Genomic DNA, 21,198 nt, shown 5'->3' with positions numbered 1-21,198 from the left:
AACAAGCACAATTAACAAATAAAATCCAATTTTTTTTAAAATAGTTTTAAAATTAAAATGGTTAGTGTTTTCCTCTGAATTTAGTGCTGAATTTTTCATTTAATGTAAATTAGGTTATACATGCAAATTTAGAAATAGTAATTCGTCTGGCTATAGGTGTTTTTACGTGATTTTAATTAAGTTTGAAGGGTATTTACCATTCAAGTTTTGGATAGATAAAATTTTTATTATTATGGAAGAAAATAGTACACCACATTTAGCTAATAATATGTTATAATTAACCCGTTGGGTGCAATTAATTTTTGATGATAATTTTTGTCAGTTCGAGTGATCCCGCTTTTGGGCGGGATTATATCGAGAACTAGAAAATTAGTATTAAAAACGGTTCTCGATACACGTCACTTCGAGTGCGAAGCGTATTGAGAAGTTTTGTTCCGTTTTACTACACAAAAAACACTCGAACTGACGTTTTGAATAATTGCACCCAACGGCTTATAATTAAAGAAATACGCTAAACAATTTCAATTAAATCAAAACACATCACGATCATTCAAATAAAATTTTGGTAAACAAAAGAAGGCTGTCATATCCAGACAGCCTCGTTTTTTTATTGTGTGTAAAGTATTTATATTTTGAATATTCCTCCTACAGCAATAATTCTCTGAAAAAAGAAAAAATCTTGTGAAGCACTGTCTTCGGTGCTTTGTGTAGTTCGAATGTCTTGCATGTTAATATACCCTCCTTTGAGTTCTCCCTGGATATAAAAATGTTTAAAAAAAGTAACATTCAATCCTGCTTTCAAAGAAGTTCCATACCCTGAAACATGAAAATCATCATGACGATCTTTTCCTAATAAAGTGGTGTTAGTTTTTGGATATAAGAGACCAAAACCAACTCCTTCGGTTAAATTAACTTGAATTTTATCCGTATTTCTAATTTTGAATAATGACGAGATATCATCATGTCGAGAAAACTCAGTATTCACATAATTTAAACCATCGGTATGTTCATATTTGAGAAATTTTGCTGTCAAAAGAACTTGATTATTGGCTAATAGCTCATCATAAGATCCCGGATTGGGGTAATGCCCATTGATCGTTACCGCCTTGTCTTGTAGCATTACATATTTCATGTGATCTACACCTATAGCAACGCTGTAGTGGTCACTTATGAAATACCCCATTCTGAAATTAGTTTGAGGAATAGTCATTTTTGCTGGATTGATATAATCTACATGCCACCCTTTTGGTTTGTCCTGCGCTTGGACATTTTCTAAGGTAAAATTGTAATCTTTACCTCGAAAGGTTATGTCCGACTTGGAGTAAGTATCTCTGTTTCCTCCCCATGAGATGAAAAATTTTCCTTTGTTATGAGTTGTATATTTAGTTTGAATTTCTGTAATTTCCTGTGCAATTATACTATTGGTAAATAAAATAATAAGGGATGCGTAATATAAAAGATATTTCAATATATATGGTGCCTAAATTTAAAATGTGTGTATTGTTTTTCTGATGGCAACTAACTTGGTCATTAAGGATTCAAAATAATCCAAATGCAACATATTAGCACCATCGCTTTTTGCATTGGCAGGATCAAAATGAGTTTCTATAAAGATTCCATCTACGCCTACAGCGATACCAGCTTTGGCTATAGTTTCAATCATATCAGGTCTTCCACCAGTTACACCAGCTGTTTGGTTGGGTTGTTGTAGCGAATGGGTAACGTCAAGAACAGTTGTAGCATATTGTTGCATTGTAGGAATTCCTCTAAAATCAACAATCATGTCCTGGTAGCCAAACATCGTTCCTCTATCGGTAATCATCACTTTTTCATTGTTACAATCCAATACTTTTTGAACCGCATGTTTCATGCTTTCCGGACTCATGAATTGTCCTTTTTTCAAGTTGACTACTTTTCCGGTATTGGCAGCAGCCATTACTAAATCCGTTTGACGCACTAAAAAAGCTGGAATTTGCAATACATCAACATATTGAGAAGCCATATCCGCATCTTCATTTGTATGAATATCCGTAACGGTAGGAACTTTAAATGTTTCCGAAACTTTTCTGAGGATTTTCAATGCTTTTTCGTCACCGATTCCTGAAAAACTGTCAATTCTAGATCGGTTAGCTTTCTTGAAAGAACCCTTGAAAACGAAAGGAATTTGTAAATGATCAGTAATACCAACTAGTTTTTCGGCAATTCGCATCGCCATTTCTTCCCCTTCAATGGCACAAGGCCCAGCTAACAAGAAGAAATTGCCACTATCAGTATATTTGATTTGTGGAATATGTTGTAAGTTCATAGTATGATTTTTTAAAGGTGCAAAGGTAGTTATGATTTACGATTTCCAATTTACGTTTCCCAATTAATTTCGGGCATTAACTTTTTTTTAGGAGCTATTTCCTGCTGTATGTTGCAATCTCCCTGAAAAACGGGAGGATTTTCACTGCCATCAGGGCTAGGAATTTGGTTTATAAGGACTTTTGGGATTTTAAAAACTATTTTTTTTTCAATGTAAGTCCCACCGGAACCATCAATATTCCTTTTTCATAGATGTTCAGGTAGAGTAGTAGCGGTTCTTTCTGACCGTTCCATTTTAATTCATAAACATCCAGAAATCCAGCACCCATTTCACTTCTTTTCGTTGGAAACGGACAGCAACTTTCTTGTTTGGTATACGTTATTTTTTCACCATTAGGCCCAGCTAATGCGTTCAAAAACCGTTCTTGGTTGATCGTTTCGTTTTTAGTGTTATTAAAGAATATATTGATGGGATAATCCTTATCATATCCATATTTTTTGTTTGTGCTGTACTGAGTAATCACAAAAGTATAGTCTTGTGACAGCAATAAATCGGGAGCATTATCGTCCGTGTTTTTCAAAGTAGATTGTGTACTTATACAAGAAGTAGTACCTATTAGCAAAGCAATAAAAAGGATCGATTTTTTCATATTTAAGGTAGATTTATAATGTCAAAATTTAAACGGCACTTTTAATTGCAAGGAAGTACTTCGACACAAATATAACCAGAACTTCAGACCTTATTGCGAGTTCCCTGAATAATTTACAAGTGTCTATTGTGGAATATAACATTTGTCTTAAAATCTCGTAAAATGCTTCTTATCTTTGTACAAAAAAACAATATGGATATTATTTTTAAAACCTGGTCTTGGTCTGTTTCCGGTTTTTTGATCGGCTTGATTATGCTGGCACTTATTTATTTCGGAAAGTCTTTTGGAATGTCTTCTAATTTGCGTTCGCTTTGTTCGATGGCTGGTTTAGGAAAACGAGTTTCTTTTTTTGATTTTGACTGGAAAGCACAACGCTGGAATTTAGTGGTTGTTCTTGGCGCAATGTTAGGTGGTTTTGTTGCCGTTCATTTTATGAGTGATGCTTCAAATGTAACTATTAATCCTAAAACAATTGCACAATTAGCACAACTTGGTATTGAAGCTCCAAACGGAAAATTAATGCCGGATGCGCTTTTTGGAATCTCCATTTTAGAATCCCCAAAGCATATTTTTATACTGCTTATTGGTGGTGTTTTGGTAGGTTTTGGCTCTCGTTATGCAGGAGGTTGTACTTCAGGACATGCCATTTCAGGCTTGAGTAATTTACAAATTCCTTCGTTGAAAGCCGTAATTGGATTCTTCATTGGTGGATTGATAATGGCGCATTTTTTATTGCCATTAATTGTAAAGTAGATAACCAATCATCATTTAAAATTTAAAAATAAAAAGAATGAAAAATATACTAAAATATCTATTGGTTGGATTTGTTTTCGGAATTGTTTTGACTAAATCTGAAGCCGTTTCCTGGTATCGCATTTATGAAATGTTTCAATTTCAGTCGTTTCACATGTACGGAATTATTTCGGTGGCTATCTTGACGGGAATTATTGGCATTCAAATCATTAAACGAAACAATATAAAAGACATCAAGGGAGAATCTATAGAAATTCCGGATAAAGAAAAAGGCTCTGCCAGATACTGGATTGGCGGATTGTTTTTTGGATTGGGTTGGGCATTGGTAGGTTCTTGTCCGGGACCAATATTCATCTTGCTTGGGGCTGGTTTTTGGACCATTTTGATAGTGCTTTTCGGGTCTCTTTTAGGGACCTATCTATATGGACTATTGAAAAATAAATTGCCTCATTAATCGAAAAACACTTGACATCAAAATAGCATTCTCTTGTGGGAATGCTATTTTTTTTTGTTTAATTTTAAAATGCCGGAAACAATCAAATATTGCGCAAGTAAATAGGTTGCCATAATCAGAAAGGAGCTGTATTGCAATGGCGCATAGAATTTATCAAAGGCCAAAAGACTATCTGAAGCTACAAAAACAATAGCGCCAATTAATATATAGCTGTTGGCAGGTTTTTGCCAGTTTAAAAAACCCTTGAGCGCAAATAACAACATAATTGAAATAGTAAGGGCATATAATAGAACAGGAATTTTTAAGTCCCCTAAACTTGGCAATAAAAGCAACATCATTACGATTAAATAAACTACGATTACTGTAACTCCTACCCAGAAAATAATTTTACTATTCTTTAAATAAATTTTCAATTGTTTGTTAAATAGTATGATATACGAAATGTGCGAAAGTAGAAAGGCAATCAGCCCTGCAATAAAATACAACTCTCCTTTGTCAGCAAACATCAAAATAATGTCCCCTATCCACGACAAAGTCAAAGCAGTTATAAGAACTTTTTTAGTACTAAATCTTTCGTGTAAATAAACTGTCAGAATTAAAAACGGCAATAAAAATGGTTTCAAAAACCAAGCTATAGTTTCCCAACCAAAAAGAATTAGCAATAGATAAACAAGACTAAACCCAATAAAACTCTTTACTTTAATGTTGTGTTTCATATTTTTTTTAAGATTGAACGGTAATCATGGCATCTTTTTCAAAATTAGTGCTGACAAAATATACAGTTACAGCCAAGGATAAAAGGAGATAACCACCAATAATATAACTCGCAAAAGGAAAAAGTTGATTCATTCCAAACCAATCGCCAAAATAGAAAATTAGTCCAATTCCAAAAACAAAACGGATACTTTCCCAGAAGATGGAAATTTTGCGGGTATCCATTAATTCCGTGTAACTGTAAACGGTCAGGAAGATGAATGCGCCGTAAATAAATACATTTGGCAACCCTATCACCACGATAGAATTATACATATAACTAATAAGTAACAACGTTATAATTGCTTGAAATAAGGACCAGTACATTAGTTTTTTAGAATGTTGAACGCCGTATTTTTCAAAATCATATACATTGGTAATTTTGACAACGGGATATTTTTCTTCAAAATTTTCTGGACGCCAGCCTGTTGGTTTAAACCAAATGATAAACTTATCTTTCCAGTTTTCGGCGCGCCAAGCATCTGTAATCAATAGCCATAAATGCTGGAAATTTATCCGGATCGGATTCCAGGTTCTGGCTGGTCTTGTGATTCCAAAAACAGGTGGAACGCTTTCTAATTCCGCTTGAAAAGTACCAAACAATTTATCCCAAATGATGAATATTTGCGAATGGTTCTTGTCCATGTATTCTGGATTGATGGCATGATGCACCCTATGATGGGATGGTGAAACCAATATTCTTTCCAGAAAACCAATTTTCTTGATGTGCTTAGTATGGTACCAAAATTGAAGGAATAAATGAATTGGTAAGGTTATCGCAATCACTTTGGAGGGAACTCCTAAAAGTGCGGCTGGAATCAATAAAAAGGTAAACAGATTTACAAAACTGGAAACGGGCTGGCGTAGGGCACAGGCCAAATTGAATTCTTCACTGCTATGATGTATCGCATGTTTGTTCCATAAAAAGTTAATTTGATGCGACAAACGATGACTCCAATAGCCATAAAAATCAATAGTTATAAATCCAATAAAATAGGTTAAAAAGGTAGCTTCAAGATTGAATAAAGCTATTTTAGATACGATCCAGTCGTAAGAAACCAGTGTGATACTAAGTCCTAAAACATCTTTTAGGGAGTTGACCATTCCAGAACTCACGCTCGAAACAGCATCCATGTTAGGTGCGGTATCTTCCCCTTTGTAATGCCCATAAATTTTTTCGATGCTAATTAATATCAAAAAAATGGGCATTACAAAAACTAAAATTTTACCATATTCTTCCATAAGAACACTTTTTTTTATTCAAATATAAAATAAAAAAGAATGTTTTTGAATTATTCACAGTAATTTATTTATTAAAGGGACTTTTTACTATTCTTAAATTATTTCTGCATTTAATCCTGCTTCTAATAATTGCGCGCATTGTGGTTTTAATTTGTCGTAAGGTCCTGTTTTTACTGTACATTTTCCGTTATAATGTACGATTAACGAACATTGTTCTGCTTGTTCCGGTGTGTGATTGCATACGCGAATTAAGGTGTCAATGACATGATCAAATGTATTTACATCGTCATTGTAAACGATGATTTCGCTGTCCAGTCGGGTGGCTTCTTTGACTAGGACTCTTTCTCTTACTTTTTCTTTAGTACTCATTTTGTAGGTTTTTGTACTTTCGTAATTAATAAAAAAATAATACTAATTTACATATTTTAAAGATACCCAATTGTTTCTTTCAAGTTTTTTAACATAAATCAGTCCTTTTTCGGTACAAGAGGTATCTATAAATGGTATATCTTCATGATAGAAACCGCTTAAAAGTAGCGTTCCATTAGGGTTTAAACTGTATATGTAACTCTGCATATCGTTCAACAAAATATTCCTATTGATGTTGGCTATAATCAAATCGTATTTTTTACCTTCTAATAAAGAGGCTTCCCCTTCATAAACGGTAATGTGTTTGCAGTTATTACGTGCTGCATTTTCTATAGAATTCAAGTAACACCAATTGTCAATATCAATAGCGTCAATTGGTTGCGCTCCTTTCATTTCGGCAAGAATTGCTAATATTGCGGTTCCACATCCCATATCGAGTGTTTTCATCCCGGTTACATTTATTTCTAATAAATGTTGAATCATCATGTGAGTGGTCTCATGGTGCCCTGTTCCAAAACTCATTTTTGGTTCAATTATAATATCAAATTCGGCATCTGTTTTTGGATGGAATGGTGCTCGTACATGACAGTTTCCGTCGACATCAATGGCTTCAAAATTCTTTTCCCATTCCTCATTCCAGTTGACTTGTTCGATTTCTTCAAATGTATAATCAATCGTAAATTCTTCGGATTGTAAAATATGGATATCCGCTAAGATGGTTTCATTCCATAAATCCTTTTGCACAAAAGCTGAAATCCCGGTTTCAGTTTCTGTAAAACTCTCAAAAGCTCTTTCTCCCAATTCCGCGATTAAGATTTCAGACCCCAATTCTTTAGGTTCAATAGTAAAATGGTACGCTATATAAATATTTGACATGCTTGTTTTTTTTGCAAAGGTAACAATCGCATATTAAAGAGTATTTGTAAATCAAATTTTATTTTACATTTGTACCCAAAACACAGTAGTACACCATGAAAAAAATAATTTTATTTTGGATCTTTGTAAGTTGCATTTCCAGCAATGCGCAGGTGAATATCAAGCAAAGCAAACAAGATAATGACTTAAGATTATCGGCGCTTCCGTACTATAGTTTTGGTAAAGGAATTGGAATCACTTCTCCGGATAGTTTATACCAATTGAATATTCGGTTCCGAATGCAAAATAGGGTGACTTATATTGAAAATGAAGATGAAAAAAGGGGATATGACGGACAAATCCGAAGATTACGTTTGCGATTTGACGGATATGTGGGAAATCCAAAATTTTTATATGCAGTTCAATTGTCATTTGCTCCGGGCGATGTTGGTGAAATTAGAGAAGGTGAGAACATAAATATTATCAGAGATGCAGTTGTTTTTTACAGACCTAATAGACACTGGAATATCAGTTTTGGACAAACAAAATTACCAGGAAATCGCCAACGTGTGAATTCTTCAGGCGGATTACAGTTAACGGACCGATCGATTAACAATGCCAGATTTACAATTGACAGGGATTTTGGTTTTCAAGTTCACAATATGAATGAATTTCGGGATAAATTTTCCTATAATTTCAAAACAGCTATTTCAACAGGAGAAGGTCGAAATATCACGGGGAATACAGATGAAGGTGTTGCCTTAACAGGGAAGGTAGAGTTGTTACCGTTTGGGGCATTTTCAAGAGACGGAACCTATTTTGAAGGGGATATTGTAAGAGAAAAAAAGCCGAAATTAATGCTTTCGGGTGCTTTTCAGCAAAATAATCATGCCAAAAGAACCCAAGGTCAATTAGGAAATGATTTATTTGAAGCTCGCACTATGAAATCAGTGATGCTTGATGTTTTGATTAAATACAACGGATGGGCCGCTATGTCAAGTTATATGTCCAGAATTACTCCAAGAAATGCAGTTACAATAAATCCGGATGATATTTCACAATCTAATTTTGCTTACGTTGGTAACGGATTTGATCATCAATTGAGTTATAATTTGTTATCAAATTATGAGATTATCGGACGGTATTCTACTCAAAAAGTGGGCGAGGACATTAAGCTTTTAGCACCAAACACAAAACAGTATACCATTGGTTTGACGAAATATATTTGGGAACACACTTTTAAATTGCAAACGGAATTGACTTTTGATACCCTACATTATTTTGACGGTAATACAAAGAACAACTGGCACCTGCGTTTTCAGGTTGAAATAGGAATATAAAAAAAACGGTAAAATGAATCACCGCTTTTTTATGACGTTTAAAATTGAAATTTAGATAGCCTTTACAATTGCTACAAAATCATCAGCTTTTAGTGCGGCACCCCCAATGAGGCCTCCATCTACATCTGGTTTTGAGAAAATTTCTTTAGCATTATCCGGTTTCACGCTTCCTCCATATAGGATAGATACGTTTTCAGCAATATCGCTTCCAAAAGCTTTACGAACGGTTTCTCTTATAAATTCATGCATTTCCTGTGCTTGCTCCGGAGAAGCTGTTTCTCCTGTTCCTATTGCCCAAACTGGCTCATAGGCTAAAACGATACTGTCCCAGTCTTTAGCCTCAATATGAAATAAACCATCTCGCAATTGGTTTTCAACTACATTAAAATGATTTTTTGATTGGCGGTCTTTTAATTCTTCACCAAAACAAAAAATAACTCTTATGTCATGTTCCAAAGCCGTATTTACTTTATTCGCAATTAAAGCATCTGTTTCCTGAAAAATGGCTCTGCGTTCGGAGTGTCCTAAAATGACAATGTCTACACCTACACTTTTTAACATATCTGCCGAAATTTCACCCGTGAAAGCACCGCTTTCTGCTTGATGAACGTTTTGTGCAGCAACATCTATATTGGTAAATTCTAAATGATCTACAGCAGAAGCCAGGTTTACAAATGTTGGCGCTACAATTATTTGCACAGCAGTATCTGTAGGGATTTTTGCTATTAATTCATTTAATAAATCTTCTGTTTGCTCTGCATTTTTATGCATTTTCCAGTTTCCTGCAACAATCTTCTTTCTCATTTTGTCGTGTTATATTTAGTTTTTGGTTTCGTTTTTTTGAAGTTTTTCAAATGATAAGAACTGCATCTCAAATGGTGTTTGAATGCTTTATTTTAAATTTTCTAAAGTCTCGTTAATCGTGTCAAAATCAGTTTCAATAGCGCGGTATAAAGCAATTTTTCCGGTTTTGTCCACAATGATATATCTTGGAATCCAATCTAGGTCAATGGCTTTTGCAAATACACCTCCCATTTGGTCATTTGCCATGAAATGATCTCCTTTCAATTCGTGTTTTTCAATTCCAACTTTCCATTTATCGGCAGTTTTGTCCATTGAAATAAATAAATAAGCAACATCAGGATTGTTCACTTGTAATTCTTTGATTTTTGGCATTGCTTTGACACAATCCCCACACCAAGAAGCCCAAACTTCAATTACTATGGTTTTGCCTTCGTGTTTTTTTAAAACATCCTGAAAAGCAACCTGACTTCCGTCAGCGGCTAGTAGGGTTTCAGACAAAGCCGTTTTAGAAAATTCAGTTTTTCCCTCTTTTGCGCAAGAAAAGGTTACAATAGATATTAGAAGTAATAGTATTTGTTTCATTATAGAGTTGTTTTTTAAACAAAGTTAAAACAAACAATTGGATTGAGTTGTGCAGAATACCATATTTTGAAAGCGGAATTCAAAAATGCTTCAGCAATATCGTTATAGTTGATGAGATTTAGACAACGTGAAACCTGTTGTTACTTTGGAAATGCTATTTCTTGTCAAAATACAGTGATTATCCCAGTCTTATTTTGGGATCTAAATATGCATATACAAAATCCATTGAATATAACTTCCTTCATCGAAATTATGTACTTCTTATAGGCTTCCGGGCATATTAAACTGCGTTTATTTTTGTATTACAAATCCAAAGAGCCTGGCAAATAGGATTGCACTGAAAAAGGAAGGAATGCTCATCCCTAAAGTACTGATTAAAGCAATTAGGCGATCGATCCAGGTATCTTTGTATAAGGCAGAAATAATACCAAAAACAATTCCAAAAACAATAGCGATACCTATGGCAAATATGGCTAATACGGCTGTGCTTGGCAATGTATGTCCAATAATTTGAGAAACTTTTTTTCCGCTTTTTTGAAAACTTTCTCTTAAATAGGGGGTTTTCAAAACCAATTCATTTGTACCAATTCCAAAAAGGGGTACCGCATTGTATTTTCCCTCGCTCAGAAAGTATAATCGGATTGGGTATCACTGTGCAAAGAAATAGGCAACAGGTCATTCAGATAATACAAGTATTGAGTAGCAATAGGTTTATCAAAACCATATTTCTTTTTTACAATGGCCAGTTGTTCTGAATTTTCATTTTGATCCAGCATCATGCGTGCAGGATCCCCAGGCAAAACAGTAAACAAAAATAATATCACTGTAAACACTCCAAAAAGAGTAAGCAGTACAGATCCAATTTTACTAAGAAAACATTTTAACATAAATGCTTTTAATGGGTAAAAATAATTAGCGGTTAAAGTTCTGTAATACCGTAAATCAGAACCGTCCTATTCTTATAATCTTAAGTCTTTGACGTCGTTATGATGAAGTTTTTGTGTGATTGTTCCTTTCTCGAGCAATACAATACTTGGATTGGCTCTTTCAATTGTTTTTAATGTGATGGCATCACAAAAATAAAAGTCAAATGTCAATCCATATTGTTTTTTTGCTGCAGCTATCTCTTCCGGTAAGGAAGATGTCATTCCAATTACCTTATATCCTTTTGTTTTTGCATCTAAATACAGTTTTTCCATTTTGCCCATTCCCGCTTTATCGGCATTCACTAAATTATAGGCTACAATCAACATCAATTTTGGCTCTCGCAAGAACTGATCTTTATAATCCGAACCGTCTTTTTCCATCGTGAAGTCATGAATAGGAGGAACATATCCTTCTGTGATGACTTTGTCTTTTCGGTCTACAAATACGGCGCCTTCAGGAATCGACATTAGGTCTTTTTCGGTAAATTCTTTGTCTACACCATTCACTTTGTATATAAACACCATTTCTACCACTGATTTATCAGCGCCGTCAGGGATTTGCATTCCTTGTTGAATATTATTTCCTACCTTGAATGGTCTAAAATCTATTAATGGCAAATGGTTTAAAACGATAACGCCCATAAAGGCTGATAAAACGATACTGGCATAAATAATTATGTTTTGAACGGTAGTTCTAAATAAGGGTTGGATTAATTTTTTGTTAAAGAACAATACCAGAATAAAGAACAACAACACAATATCCTTTGTAAACGATTGCCATGGTGTTAGTTTTAGCGCATCGCCAAAACAGCCACAATCTTTTACTACATTGAAATAAGCGGAATAAAAAGTTAGGAAGGTAAACATTACAATCAAAACCAATAAACTCCAAACCGTGACTTTAGTCTTGTATCCAATGAGTAACATAATCCCCAAAACCACTTCAAGAATCACTAAAAACAGGGCGATTCCCAGTGCAAACGGAACAAAAAAGGGCATGTTGAATACGGGTTCACTGAAATACTCTGCCAATTTATAAGAAAAACCAACAGGGTCATTCAGTTTGATTAATCCGGAGATTATGAATAGGATTCCAACGAAAATTCTAGAAAATTGAGTAATTATATTTTTCATATGAAGATAATATTTATGTTTTAATGGAATATGGTATCGCCATTCTGGATTACAGTTTGTGATTTTGGAATCCCAGTGATTTCATGTTTAGTTATTGCTTTTTATTATTTATTTCCAAAACCCATTAGAATCAAGGCAAAAACCGAATAATTTATCATGTCCTGATAATTAGCATCGATTCCTTCAGAAACTAATGTTTTTCCTTTGTTGTCTTCAATTTGTTTGACACGAAGTAATTTTTGCAAAATTAAATCTGTTAGTGAACTCACACGCATTTCGCGCCAAGCTTCCCCGTAATCATGATTTTTGTCTTCCATTAATTCCTTGGTTAGTTTGATTTTGGCATCGTATAATTTGGTTGCCTTTTCCACACTTAAATCAGGCTGATCTGCAACGCCTAATTCCAATTGAATCAACGCCATGAGAGCATAATTTATGATCCCAATGAATTCACCCGTTTCATCTTCATCAATTTTGCGGATTTCATTTTCTTGTAAACTTCGGATTCTTTGGGCCTTAATATAGATTTGATCCGTTAATGAAGGCAGTCTCAAAATGCGCCAAGCACATCCGTAATCTTTCATTTTGTTGATATACAGTGCCCGACAAGTCGCAATCACAGCATCATATTCCTTTGAAGTATTCTTCATTATTGGTGTATATTTGTATTCAAATTTTTTCAAAAATAAGAATAATTTTTTTGAATGTAGAATGAAGGGTAAATAATGTTGAAAGTAGTAGTTTTAAAACTAAAAAAGAATGACAATTAATTGTAAAGGAATACTCATTGATCTATCAACTCCCAAAGTAATGGGAATTTTGAATGTGACACCCAACTCTTTTTTTGATGGAGGAAAGTATAAGAATGAAACCGAAATCCTTTCTCATACTGAAAAAATGCTGCTTGATGGCGCAACTTTTATAGATGTAGGTACTTATTCGAGCAAACCAAATGCAGAATTCGTTTCGGAACAAGATGAAATTTCCAGAATTGTTCCTGTTATTGATTTGATTCTAAAGCAGTTTCCAGATACAATAATCTCTATTGATACCTTTAGAAGCGAAGTAGCAAAAGCATCGATTGAAAGTGGTGCGGCTATCATCAATGATATTGCAGCCGGAAATCTGGACGACAAAATGCTGGAGATAATTGCAAAATACAATGTTCCGTATATTATGATGCACATGCGAGGCAATCCGCAAACGATGCAAACACTTACGGATTACGATGATATTGTAAAAGAAATGGTGTTCTATTTTTCTGAAAAAGTAGCTATGGCCAGAAGTTTTGGAATCAATGATTTAATTATTGATCCGGGCTTTGGCTTTGCCAAAACAATAGCACAAAATTATGAAGTTTTTCAAAAAATGGACTTGTTTAACATCTTGAAATTACCACTTCTTGTGGGAGTTTCCAGAAAATCCATGATTTATAAAACCCTAGATACTTCAATCGAAAATGCATTAAATGGAACTACAGTTTTAAATACTTTGGCATTGACCAAAGGCGCAAAAATCCTTCGTGTTCACGATGTAAAAGAAGCTGTGGAATGCGTTACATTATTCAATAAAATCAATTTATAACGATGAAATATTTTATGTTGATTGTTCTTTTTACTCTTTTTTCCTGTGGAAATAAAGAAGCGGTTTTATTGCCAAAATCAAATATTTCAATTGTCAAAGTGGTAGAGGATCTTTCGCCAATCTATTTTTTTTTAGAACAAAAGGCTTGGATACGCTGGCTGAAGTAAACCGTAAAAAGAGTATTATTTAGACCAATTGGATTCTCAATGTAGACAAACGTTAACCGTTACGACTTGCTATTCCGGATATTATGAGGTTGCAACAAAAGAAGCGCTAAGAAAAAGCACACAAGAATGAAAAGACCGAAAATTATTATTCTTATGCTAATACAATCGGAAAAAATTTAGTTTTTATACCTTTTACCAATGTGTTTTATAAATTGGAAAAACCAATTGGAACCATCATATTTTCAATAAGAATAATGAGATTTTAATTGAGAATCAAGTTTTCAAAAAAGAAAAGCTTCAAGATTTAATTAATACTGTTTTACCCAAAGACGTTGCAACTACTTTTTTATTTAGGTTTGATGAAAATTTAAGCTTTGGAAGTTATATACAAAACAAAATTTTTATTGAAAGTTTAAAAGTACAAATGAAAAGTAATCAAGAATTTATTTACTAAACTTTAAAAAAAGAACACTTCAAACGAAATAATTACTGATGATGATACGGTTCGTTTTTCAAGATCGTGAATCCACGATACAATTGTTCGATAAAGAACAACCGAACCATCTGATGCGAAAAAGTCATTAAAGACAACGATATTTTTCCTTGTGCTTTAGCATAAACCGTATCCGAAAACCCATAAGGACCGCCAATAACAAAAACTAAAGTCTTTACTCCGGAATTCATTTTCTTTTGTAATTCTTCTGAGAAGCCAACGCTGGAAAAATTTTTCCCGTTTTCATCCAACAAAATAAGTTGGTCCGTTGGTGTGATTTTTGCTAAAATTAATTCGCCTTCCTTCTCTTTTTGTTGACTTTCCGATAAGTTTTTTACGTTCTTGATATCAGGAATAATATCTAAATCGAATTTAATGTAAAAAGACAAACGCTTGGTGTAATCGTCGATCAAGGATTGTAGCGCTTTGTTATCAGTTTTACCGATAGCAATCAATTTGATGTTCATTTTTGTTAGATTTCAGAGATGCAAAGATAGAAAAATTAGCAGTTTTAAATTACATTCTCTTTAATGGAAATTAATAATCTGATTTTTAAATTTATAAAATTACGAAAGCTAAGATGCTATTTATTTTACCTCAATGCGATCAATTAGCAATTGAAATGACTCTTCTTTCTTATTGCCTATCAGGAAAGCATTTTCCTCTAATTTAGAACCGTCAATGATTAGGCTGATCTAATTTTCGTCCTCTGAAAGCTGGATACAACTGGGTGAATGGAATTTCAATTGTTTGCCAATCAGTGGTAGTTTGAAAAGGGAATACACACGAATGTGGGTCTGTACGATTTATCTTCACTCTAAATTGGTATTGTTTGCCGTCTCCTTTAATGTGGATGCAATATGTTTAGCAGGTTTTAGATACATTGGTTCAAAAACATATTTCACAGCACAAAATCCGCCATTGTTTTCTAATGAAACAGTACCTTCAAAGGTTCCCTTTCCATTTGAGTTCTAAATAAGATGTACTTTTGGATATTCCTCCCATCACAGCATCATTTACAATTTTCCAATTGCTTAGATCGCTATTTAAATTAAAATCAAAAATTAGTACAGGTGTCATTGTTGGTTGGTATTGTAACATCTTTTCGCTGAACAAATTACTATCACGCGGTAGGATTCAAAAACTAAAACGGGCCTAAACACTTGGGGATTTGCGCCCATTTTTTATTTTTGAGGAGCATTCAAATTCCTATTTAGGCAACGGAGCACCCACAGCAATATCACAGCGGTGATTGGTTTGTCCGTGTGGCGGATTCATTCCTTCAGCCGTAGGAGTTCCCTGGTCTTGCGTTGTTGCAGTTGAGACTGTATTAGCCTGAACAGGCGCGTTTTGTTGTGGCGTAGCAGAAGCATTTGTAGCAGCCGGGGAGTTCAAAGGAGCACCAACGGCTATATCACATCGGTGACCAGGTTGACCATGAGCTGGATTTGCGCCAGTGGCAACAGCAGTAGGATCCGTATTTTGTTGTTGCTGAGTGGTAGTTTGCGATTGGTTCTGCATTTGTCTGCCAACTTCAGTAAAAGGAACGATATTTGTCGGAGTAGTATTTTGTATGTCTACTTCCTTTTTACAAGAAATAAAAAGTAGTGACGATACAAAAAGCAGGCTAAAATAAGATTTCATAAAATAGTGATTTAGTTACTAAATCCAAATATAGGATTTTAAATAGTACTGCCCTAAATAAACAATTGATTTATGGGTTTAAATAGCTAGAGCGCCTAAAGTCAATGTGTAAAGCTGTAATTGCGTATGGTAACTGTGTTGTTTTCTACAATTAGATCTTTAATATGTCTAGTTTTTTTCTTGATAAAATAGATTCATTTGTTTCTTTATCCAAAGAAGCCAACTCTCAAATTTTCAAATCCACAAAATATATGCTACTTTAGCATTCCATAAATTTTCTATAAAATGATTAGCGAAGCACAATTCAATAACGAGTTACAAATACTAATACAAAACGCCATTAGGGAGGATGTGGGCCCTGGAGATTATAGCTCTTTGGCTTGTATTCCGGCATCGGCCACAGGAAAAGCAAAATTATTGGTAAAAGAAGACGGTATTATTGCAGGCGTGGCTTTTGCCAAAATGATTTTTGAGTATGTAGACCCTAATTTACAAATAGAGACTTTTATTAAGGACGGAACTTCAGTAAAAAAAGGAGATGTTGTTTTTCATGTTTCGGGAAGTTCACAATCTATTTTAAAATCAGAACGTGTAGTTTTGAATTCAATGCAAAGAATGTCAGCTATAGCAACTAAAACCAAAGAATACGTTCGTTTAGTAACAGGGCTAAATACAAAAATTCTCGATACCCGCAAAACAACACCGGGATTCAGGGCCTGTGAGAAATGGGCAGTCAAAATTGGTGGCGGTGAAAACCACCGGTATGCTTTGTATGATATGATAATGCTCAAGGACAATCATAATGATTTTGCAGGCGGAATTACCTTGGCCATTGCCAAAACCAAAGCCTACCTCAAGGAAAATAATCTGGATCTTAAAATCATTGTCGAAGCCAGAAGTTTAGCTGAAATAAAAGAAATTCTCGAAAGTGAAGGAATATCCCGGATTTTGATTGATAATTTTAATTATGAGGATACGATAAAAGCAGTAGCTTTGATTGGGGATAAATGCCGGACTGAATCTTCGGGAAATATAAATGAAAATACCATTCGCAAGTATGCAGAATGTGGAGTAGATTATATTTCGTCAGGTTCCTTGACGCATTCCGTTTACAACATGGATTTGAGTTTAAAAGCAATATGAGTAAAGAGATAGAGGTTAAGCTCGAAAAAATCCCGATAATTCGCAATCTGGTTCATGTGCTAAAAAAGATCAAGCTTCCTTGGCTAGAAGGCTTGTCCTTATACGATTTGTTAGAACTTTACGGACTTGGGATTGTGGAGAGTGCGGTAACCTATCATGCCAGTGCAATTGCATTTAGTTTTTTCATGGCCTTATTTCCTTTTGCGCTGTTCATCTTAAATCTTATTCCTTACATACCTATTGAAGGTTTTCAGAATGATTTTCTTCAATTTGTAAAGGATGGAGTTCCGCCCAATACCTATGATGCTATTTATAAAATCATCAATGATATTCTTAATAACAGCCACTCAGGATTAGTTTCCTATGGGTTTTTGCTCTCCATTTTATTAATGGCAAATGGATTAAATGGAATTCTGGGAGGTTTTGAATCTTCCCGACACGTCCTGATCAAACGAGGGTTTATCCGTCAGTATTTAGTCGCATTAGGAATGTCATTATTGCTGTCTTTACTTTTAATTGTAACGGTTGCAATAATTGTTGTTTTTGAGGTATTTATACAGAAAACAGTATTTAGCGATCAGCTGCAACTAATTATTTTAGGACGCTATGCATTCGTGATTTTGATGATTTTAGCTACTACTTCTATACTTTTTAAGTTTGGAACTAAGTATTATAAAAACAGAGCTTTTATCTCTATTGGCTCTGTATTTACAACAATATTGATTCTGCTGGATTCATACGGTTTTGGAATTTGGGTCACAAAATTTTCACAATACAATGAATTATATGGCTCAATAGGAACATTATTGGTTTTGATGTTTTATATTTGGATCAACTGCATGATATTACTGTTGGGTTTTGAATTGAATGCCACAGTAAATAAACTGAAAGCAAAAAAAATATAATTTTTAAACCAAAATAGTCTCAAAATCAAGGGTTATTTCCTGCTATTCGTTTCTTGCCATGACAGGATTTTCAAGGCTATCAGGGCTCTAAAAAGAAAAAGATGAAAAATATAATTACAATTCTGGTATTATTTATTTCGATGGCCTTTTATGGACAAACGCATAGCGTTATCGGAAAATGGAAAACCATTGATGACGAAACAGGCAAAGCCAAATCAATAGTCGAAATCTACGAACGTTCCGGTAAAATTTACGGAAAAATCGTTGACATATTAGATACCGAAAAGAAAAAAAGTGTATGTACAGCATGTTCCGGTGATGAAAAAAATAAGCCTATTATGGGGCTTGTGATTATCAAAGGCCTTACTAAAGATGGTAAAGAATACAATTCAGGAAAAATTTTGGATCCAACTACGGGGAAGCTCTACAAATGTTCTTTGGTTTTGAATGGTACTGATAAACTGAACGTTCGAGGATATATTGGTGTGGCCTTATTTGGAAGAACACAAACTTGGAACAGAGTAAAATAAGTGTGAAATTAGGAGTTATGGGTTCAAAGTAAAAATTCAACACATCACTCAAATTGATAACTCATAATTGATTATAAATGTATTTTGCAGAAGTAATTTTACCTCTTTCCTTAGCTAAAACATTCACGTATAGCGTTTCCGAAACGGAGTTTTTATACATCAAAAAAGGAATGCGGGTAGCTGTCCCTTTTGGGAAAAGTAAAATTTTTACGGCTTTAGTTATTGAAACTCATCAAAACAAACCAGAGTTGTATGATGCGAAGGAAATCCATCAAATTCTGGATGAAAAGCCCATCGTAACTGAAATCCAGATTGCACATTGGCAGTGGATCGCTTCCTATTATATGTGTGCCATTGGAGATGTGTATCGTGGTGCCATGCCAAGTGCTCTTTTGCTGGAAAGCGAAACCCTGATTTCTCAAAAAACGAATTTATTTGTGGATACCAATCTTCTTTCGGATGATGAATTCCTAGTTTACGAAGCTTTGCAACAGCAGAATTCGCTAAAAATTCAAGATATTATTGCTATTTTAAACAAGAAAAATATCTTTCCTGTTATTCAAAAACTAGTTGATAAGAACATCTTGGTGCTTCAGGAAGAAATACAGGAAAGCTACAAACCTAAATTAGTTCGCTACGTGCGGCTGCACCCTAAATACGAATCCAATCAAGGCTTAAGCGAATTACTTGAGACGCTGAAAAATGCCAACAAACAAAAGGAAATCGTAATGCACTATTTTCAATTGAGCGCAACGCAAAAGTCCCAAGGCGAGGCCGAAAGGAACGGAGCTAAACCCATTACCGTAAAAAAATTAGTTGAGCAAGCTAATTCTTCTTCGGCAATTGTTAAAGCTTTAATCGAGAAAGAAATATTCGAAGATTATTTTTTGCAGGAAGACAGAGTACATTTCAACGGAAAAATTCGTGATGAAGAATTACAGTTGAGTCAGGCGCAACAAGCTGCTTTCGAAGAAATTAAAGATCGTTTTATTCTAAAAGAAGTCTGTTTATTACACGGAGTAACATCCAGTGGAAAAACGGAAATTTACATCAAACTCATCGAAGAATATTTGGCAACGGGAAAACAAATCCTGTATTTACTGCCTGAAATTGCCTTGACGACTCAATTAGTAGGTCGATTAAGAAGTTATTTTGGAAATAAAGTAGCGGTTTTTCATTCGAAATATAACAATAATGAACGGATTGAGGTGTGGAATCAAGTTTTGCAAAATTCTGAGAAAGCGCAAGTGGTAATTGGAGCGAGGTCCGCTTTGTTTTTGCCTTTTCATAATTTAGGGTTCATAATTGTAGATGAAGAACACGAGCAAACCTTCAAGCAGGCAGATCCGGCTCCGCGGTATCACGCCCGGGATGCGGCTATAGTTTTAGCACATTCGCACAAGGCAAAAGTGCTTTTGGGTTCGGCTACGCCAAGTATAGAAACGTATTTTAATGCCAAATCAGATAAATTTGGTCTGGTCGAAATTTCGGAACGTTTCGGGAATGTCAGGATGCCCAATATTGAATTGGTGGATTTGAAAGACAAATACTTTCGAAAAAAAATGACAGGACATTTTAGTGACGTTTTAATTGAAGAAATTACAAACGCGTTGTCTTTAGGAGAGCAAGTGATTTTGTTTCAAAACCGCAGAGGATATTCTCCTGTAATTGAATGTATCACTTGCGGTCATGTACCTCAATGCCAACAGTGCGACGTAAGTTTGACCTATCACAAGCATAAAAACCAGTTGCGTTGTCATTATTGTGGATACACCATGGCTAAACCTACACATTGTCACGAATGTTCTAGTGTTGATTTGACTACAAAAGGCTTTGGAACCGAACAAATTGAACAAGAATTACTGTCTATTTTTCCAAATTCAAAAATAGGGAGAATGGATCAGGATACGACCCGAGGAAAATTTGGTTTCGAAAAAATCATTGATAGTTTTAAGAACAGAGAAATGGACATATTAGTAGGAACCCAAATGCTGGCCAAAGGGTTGGATTTTGACAACGTGAGTTTAGTAGGAATAATGAATGCGGATAATATGTTATATCATCCTGATTTTAGAGCTTTTGAGAGAAGTTTTCAGATGATGACTCAAGTTGCCGGTAGAGCAGGACGTTCTCAAAAACAAGGGAAAGTGATCATACAAACCTACAATCCCAATCACAATACAATACAGCAAGTTACTAAGAACGATTATTTTGGAATGTATAACGAACAATTGTATGACCGACAAATTTATAAATATCCACCGTATTTCAGGCTTATAAAACTAACGCTAAAACAACGTGATTTTGATAAGTTAAAGGAAGGTGCTATGTGGCTGTATCAAGTGATAAGTCAAAACTTAAATATGCCAGTATTGGGTCCGGAAGAACCAGCTATCAGCAGGATTAGAAACGAATACATTCGTATGATTATTATCAAAATACCTCAAAATGTGTCTATTGGGAACACAAAAAAAACGATTCAGAAAATGCTAAATAGTTTTGAGGCTGTTGCTCAGTTCAGAGCTATAAAAGTAACTTCAAATGTAGATTTTTATTGATAAATGGA

Annotated in this window: 21 protein-coding genes and 2 pseudogenes; 8 read left to right on the top strand and 15 right to left on the bottom strand. The window is 34.5% G+C overall.

Annotated elements, in window-relative coordinates; translation table 11 throughout:
- Positions 1–625 precede the first annotated feature (625 nt).
- The 3 genes from EKL99_RS02905 to EKL99_RS02895 all read right to left on the bottom strand — a co-directional run bounded on the left by EKL99_RS02905 (position 626) and on the right by EKL99_RS02895 (position 2,954).
- Positions 626–1,468, bottom strand: a complete 843-nt coding sequence (locus EKL99_RS02905) for a hypothetical protein (RefSeq protein WP_126553591.1) — start codon at positions 1,466–1,468, stop codon at positions 626–628.
- Between the two features lie 18 nt (positions 1,469–1,486).
- On the bottom strand, positions 1,487–2,305 hold the full coding sequence (gene kdsA, locus EKL99_RS02900; RefSeq protein ID WP_126576364.1) for a 3-deoxy-8-phosphooctulonate synthase: 819 nt from the start codon (positions 2,303–2,305) through the stop codon (positions 1,487–1,489).
- A gap of 196 nt (positions 2,306–2,501) precedes the next feature.
- Entirely contained in the window at positions 2,502–2,954 is a 453-nt protein-coding gene (locus tag EKL99_RS02895) for a 2-dehydro-3-deoxyphosphooctonate aldolase (RefSeq protein ID WP_126576363.1), read from the bottom strand.
- A gap of 192 nt (positions 2,955–3,146) precedes the next feature.
- Between EKL99_RS02895 and EKL99_RS02890 the strand changes: the two genes are divergently transcribed.
- Both EKL99_RS02890 and EKL99_RS02885 read left to right on the top strand, forming a co-directional pair.
- Positions 3,147–3,707, top strand: a complete 561-nt coding sequence (locus tag EKL99_RS02890; protein WP_126463087.1) for a YeeE/YedE family protein — start codon at positions 3,147–3,149, stop codon at positions 3,705–3,707.
- Positions 3,708–3,744: 37 nt separating this feature from the next.
- Positions 3,745–4,161, top strand: a complete 417-nt coding sequence (locus EKL99_RS02885) for a DUF6691 family protein (RefSeq protein WP_126462976.1) — start codon at positions 3,745–3,747, stop codon at positions 4,159–4,161.
- Positions 4,162–4,205: 44 nt separating this feature from the next.
- Here EKL99_RS02885 and EKL99_RS02880 read toward each other — a convergent pair whose 3' ends face one another.
- From EKL99_RS02880 to prmA, 4 genes are all read right to left on the bottom strand, one after another.
- Positions 4,206–4,877: a lysoplasmalogenase gene (locus EKL99_RS02880; protein WP_126462974.1), complete on the bottom strand. Its 672-nt coding sequence runs from the start codon at positions 4,875–4,877 to the stop codon at positions 4,206–4,208.
- A 7-nt stretch (positions 4,878–4,884) separates the two neighbouring features.
- Entirely contained in the window at positions 4,885–6,156 is a 1,272-nt protein-coding gene (locus tag EKL99_RS02875; protein ID WP_126576362.1) for a sterol desaturase family protein, read from the bottom strand.
- A gap of 93 nt (positions 6,157–6,249) precedes the next feature.
- The gene (locus tag EKL99_RS02870; protein WP_126576361.1) at positions 6,250–6,525 is read right to left on the bottom strand and encodes an ATP-dependent Clp protease adaptor ClpS; all 276 of its coding nucleotides are present in this window, start codon (positions 6,523–6,525) and stop codon (positions 6,250–6,252) included.
- Between the two features lie 42 nt (positions 6,526–6,567).
- Entirely contained in the window at positions 6,568–7,401 is an 834-nt protein-coding gene (prmA, locus tag EKL99_RS02865; RefSeq protein ID WP_126576360.1) for a 50S ribosomal protein L11 methyltransferase, read from the bottom strand.
- 95 nt (positions 7,402–7,496) lie between these two features.
- Between prmA and EKL99_RS02860 the strand changes: the two genes are divergently transcribed.
- A complete protein-coding gene (locus tag EKL99_RS02860) occupies positions 7,497–8,720 on the top strand; it encodes a porin (RefSeq protein ID WP_126562428.1) in 1,224 nt (407 codons plus the stop codon).
- Between the two features lie 51 nt (positions 8,721–8,771).
- Here EKL99_RS02860 and tpiA read toward each other — a convergent pair whose 3' ends face one another.
- From tpiA to EKL99_RS02835, 5 genes and pseudogenes are all read right to left on the bottom strand, one after another.
- Positions 8,772–9,524: a triose-phosphate isomerase gene (tpiA, locus tag EKL99_RS02855; protein ID WP_126462964.1), complete on the bottom strand. Its 753-nt coding sequence runs from the start codon at positions 9,522–9,524 to the stop codon at positions 8,772–8,774.
- A gap of 87 nt (positions 9,525–9,611) precedes the next feature.
- A complete protein-coding gene (locus EKL99_RS02850) occupies positions 9,612–10,106 on the bottom strand; it encodes a TlpA disulfide reductase family protein (RefSeq protein ID WP_126576359.1) in 495 nt (164 codons plus the stop codon).
- A gap of 264 nt (positions 10,107–10,370) precedes the next feature.
- Positions 10,371–10,993: pseudogene (locus EKL99_RS02845) on the bottom strand (ABC transporter permease); the annotation flags it as partial.
- A gap of 72 nt (positions 10,994–11,065) precedes the next feature.
- Complete coding sequence (locus EKL99_RS02840) at positions 11,066–12,166, bottom strand: BT_3928 family protein (RefSeq protein ID WP_126553607.1); 1,101 nt, start codon at positions 12,164–12,166, stop codon at positions 11,066–11,068.
- Positions 12,167–12,270: 104 nt separating this feature from the next.
- On the bottom strand, positions 12,271–12,816 hold the full coding sequence (locus EKL99_RS02835) for a DUF1599 domain-containing protein (protein WP_126553609.1): 546 nt from the start codon (positions 12,814–12,816) through the stop codon (positions 12,271–12,273).
- A 109-nt stretch (positions 12,817–12,925) separates the two neighbouring features.
- On the opposite strand from EKL99_RS02835, the gene folP reads away from it, so the two are divergent.
- Positions 12,926–13,750, top strand: coding sequence for a dihydropteroate synthase (gene folP, locus EKL99_RS02830; RefSeq protein WP_126462957.1), 825 nt, complete (start codon positions 12,926–12,928; stop codon positions 13,748–13,750).
- Positions 13,751–14,403: 653 nt separating this feature from the next.
- Here the strand turns inward: folP and rlmH are convergent.
- The 3 genes and pseudogenes from rlmH to EKL99_RS02810 all read right to left on the bottom strand — a co-directional run bounded on the left by rlmH (position 14,404) and on the right by EKL99_RS02810 (position 16,054).
- Positions 14,404–14,877: a 23S rRNA (pseudouridine(1915)-N(3))-methyltransferase RlmH gene (rlmH, locus tag EKL99_RS02820; RefSeq protein ID WP_126462955.1), complete on the bottom strand. Its 474-nt coding sequence runs from the start codon at positions 14,875–14,877 to the stop codon at positions 14,404–14,406.
- A 211-nt stretch (positions 14,878–15,088) separates the two neighbouring features.
- A pseudogene (locus EKL99_RS02815) lies at positions 15,089–15,415 on the bottom strand (CIA30 family protein).
- Positions 15,416–15,619: 204 nt separating this feature from the next.
- Positions 15,620–16,054, bottom strand: coding sequence for a hypothetical protein (locus EKL99_RS02810; protein ID WP_126553613.1), 435 nt, complete (start codon positions 16,052–16,054; stop codon positions 15,620–15,622).
- 285 nt (positions 16,055–16,339) lie between these two features.
- Here EKL99_RS02810 and nadC point away from each other — a divergent pair, with 285 nt between their 5' ends.
- The 4 genes from nadC to priA all read left to right on the top strand — a co-directional run bounded on the left by nadC (position 16,340) and on the right by priA (position 21,190).
- A complete protein-coding gene (nadC, locus tag EKL99_RS02805; RefSeq protein WP_126564221.1) occupies positions 16,340–17,197 on the top strand; it encodes a carboxylating nicotinate-nucleotide diphosphorylase in 858 nt (285 codons plus the stop codon).
- A complete protein-coding gene (locus EKL99_RS02800; protein WP_126462949.1) occupies positions 17,194–18,102 on the top strand; it encodes a YihY/virulence factor BrkB family protein in 909 nt (302 codons plus the stop codon). The genes nadC and EKL99_RS02800 overlap by 4 nt, the downstream gene beginning before the upstream one ends.
- Positions 18,103–18,203: 101 nt before the next feature.
- On the top strand, positions 18,204–18,632 hold the full coding sequence (locus EKL99_RS02795; protein ID WP_126576358.1) for a DUF2147 domain-containing protein: 429 nt from the start codon (positions 18,204–18,206) through the stop codon (positions 18,630–18,632).
- A 77-nt stretch (positions 18,633–18,709) separates the two neighbouring features.
- Positions 18,710–21,190 (top strand): primosomal protein N', encoded by a 2,481-nt coding sequence (priA, locus tag EKL99_RS02790; protein ID WP_126562413.1) that lies wholly within the window; start codon positions 18,710–18,712, stop codon positions 21,188–21,190.
- Positions 21,191–21,198 lie beyond the last annotated feature (8 nt).

This window comes from Flavobacterium sp. ZB4P23 (assembly GCF_003970375.1).
GTDB lineage: Bacteria > Bacteroidota > Bacteroidia > Flavobacteriales > Flavobacteriaceae > Flavobacterium.
Note: the sequence above shows the minus strand (reverse complement) of the source record. Positions and strands in the feature narration are given on the sequence as shown.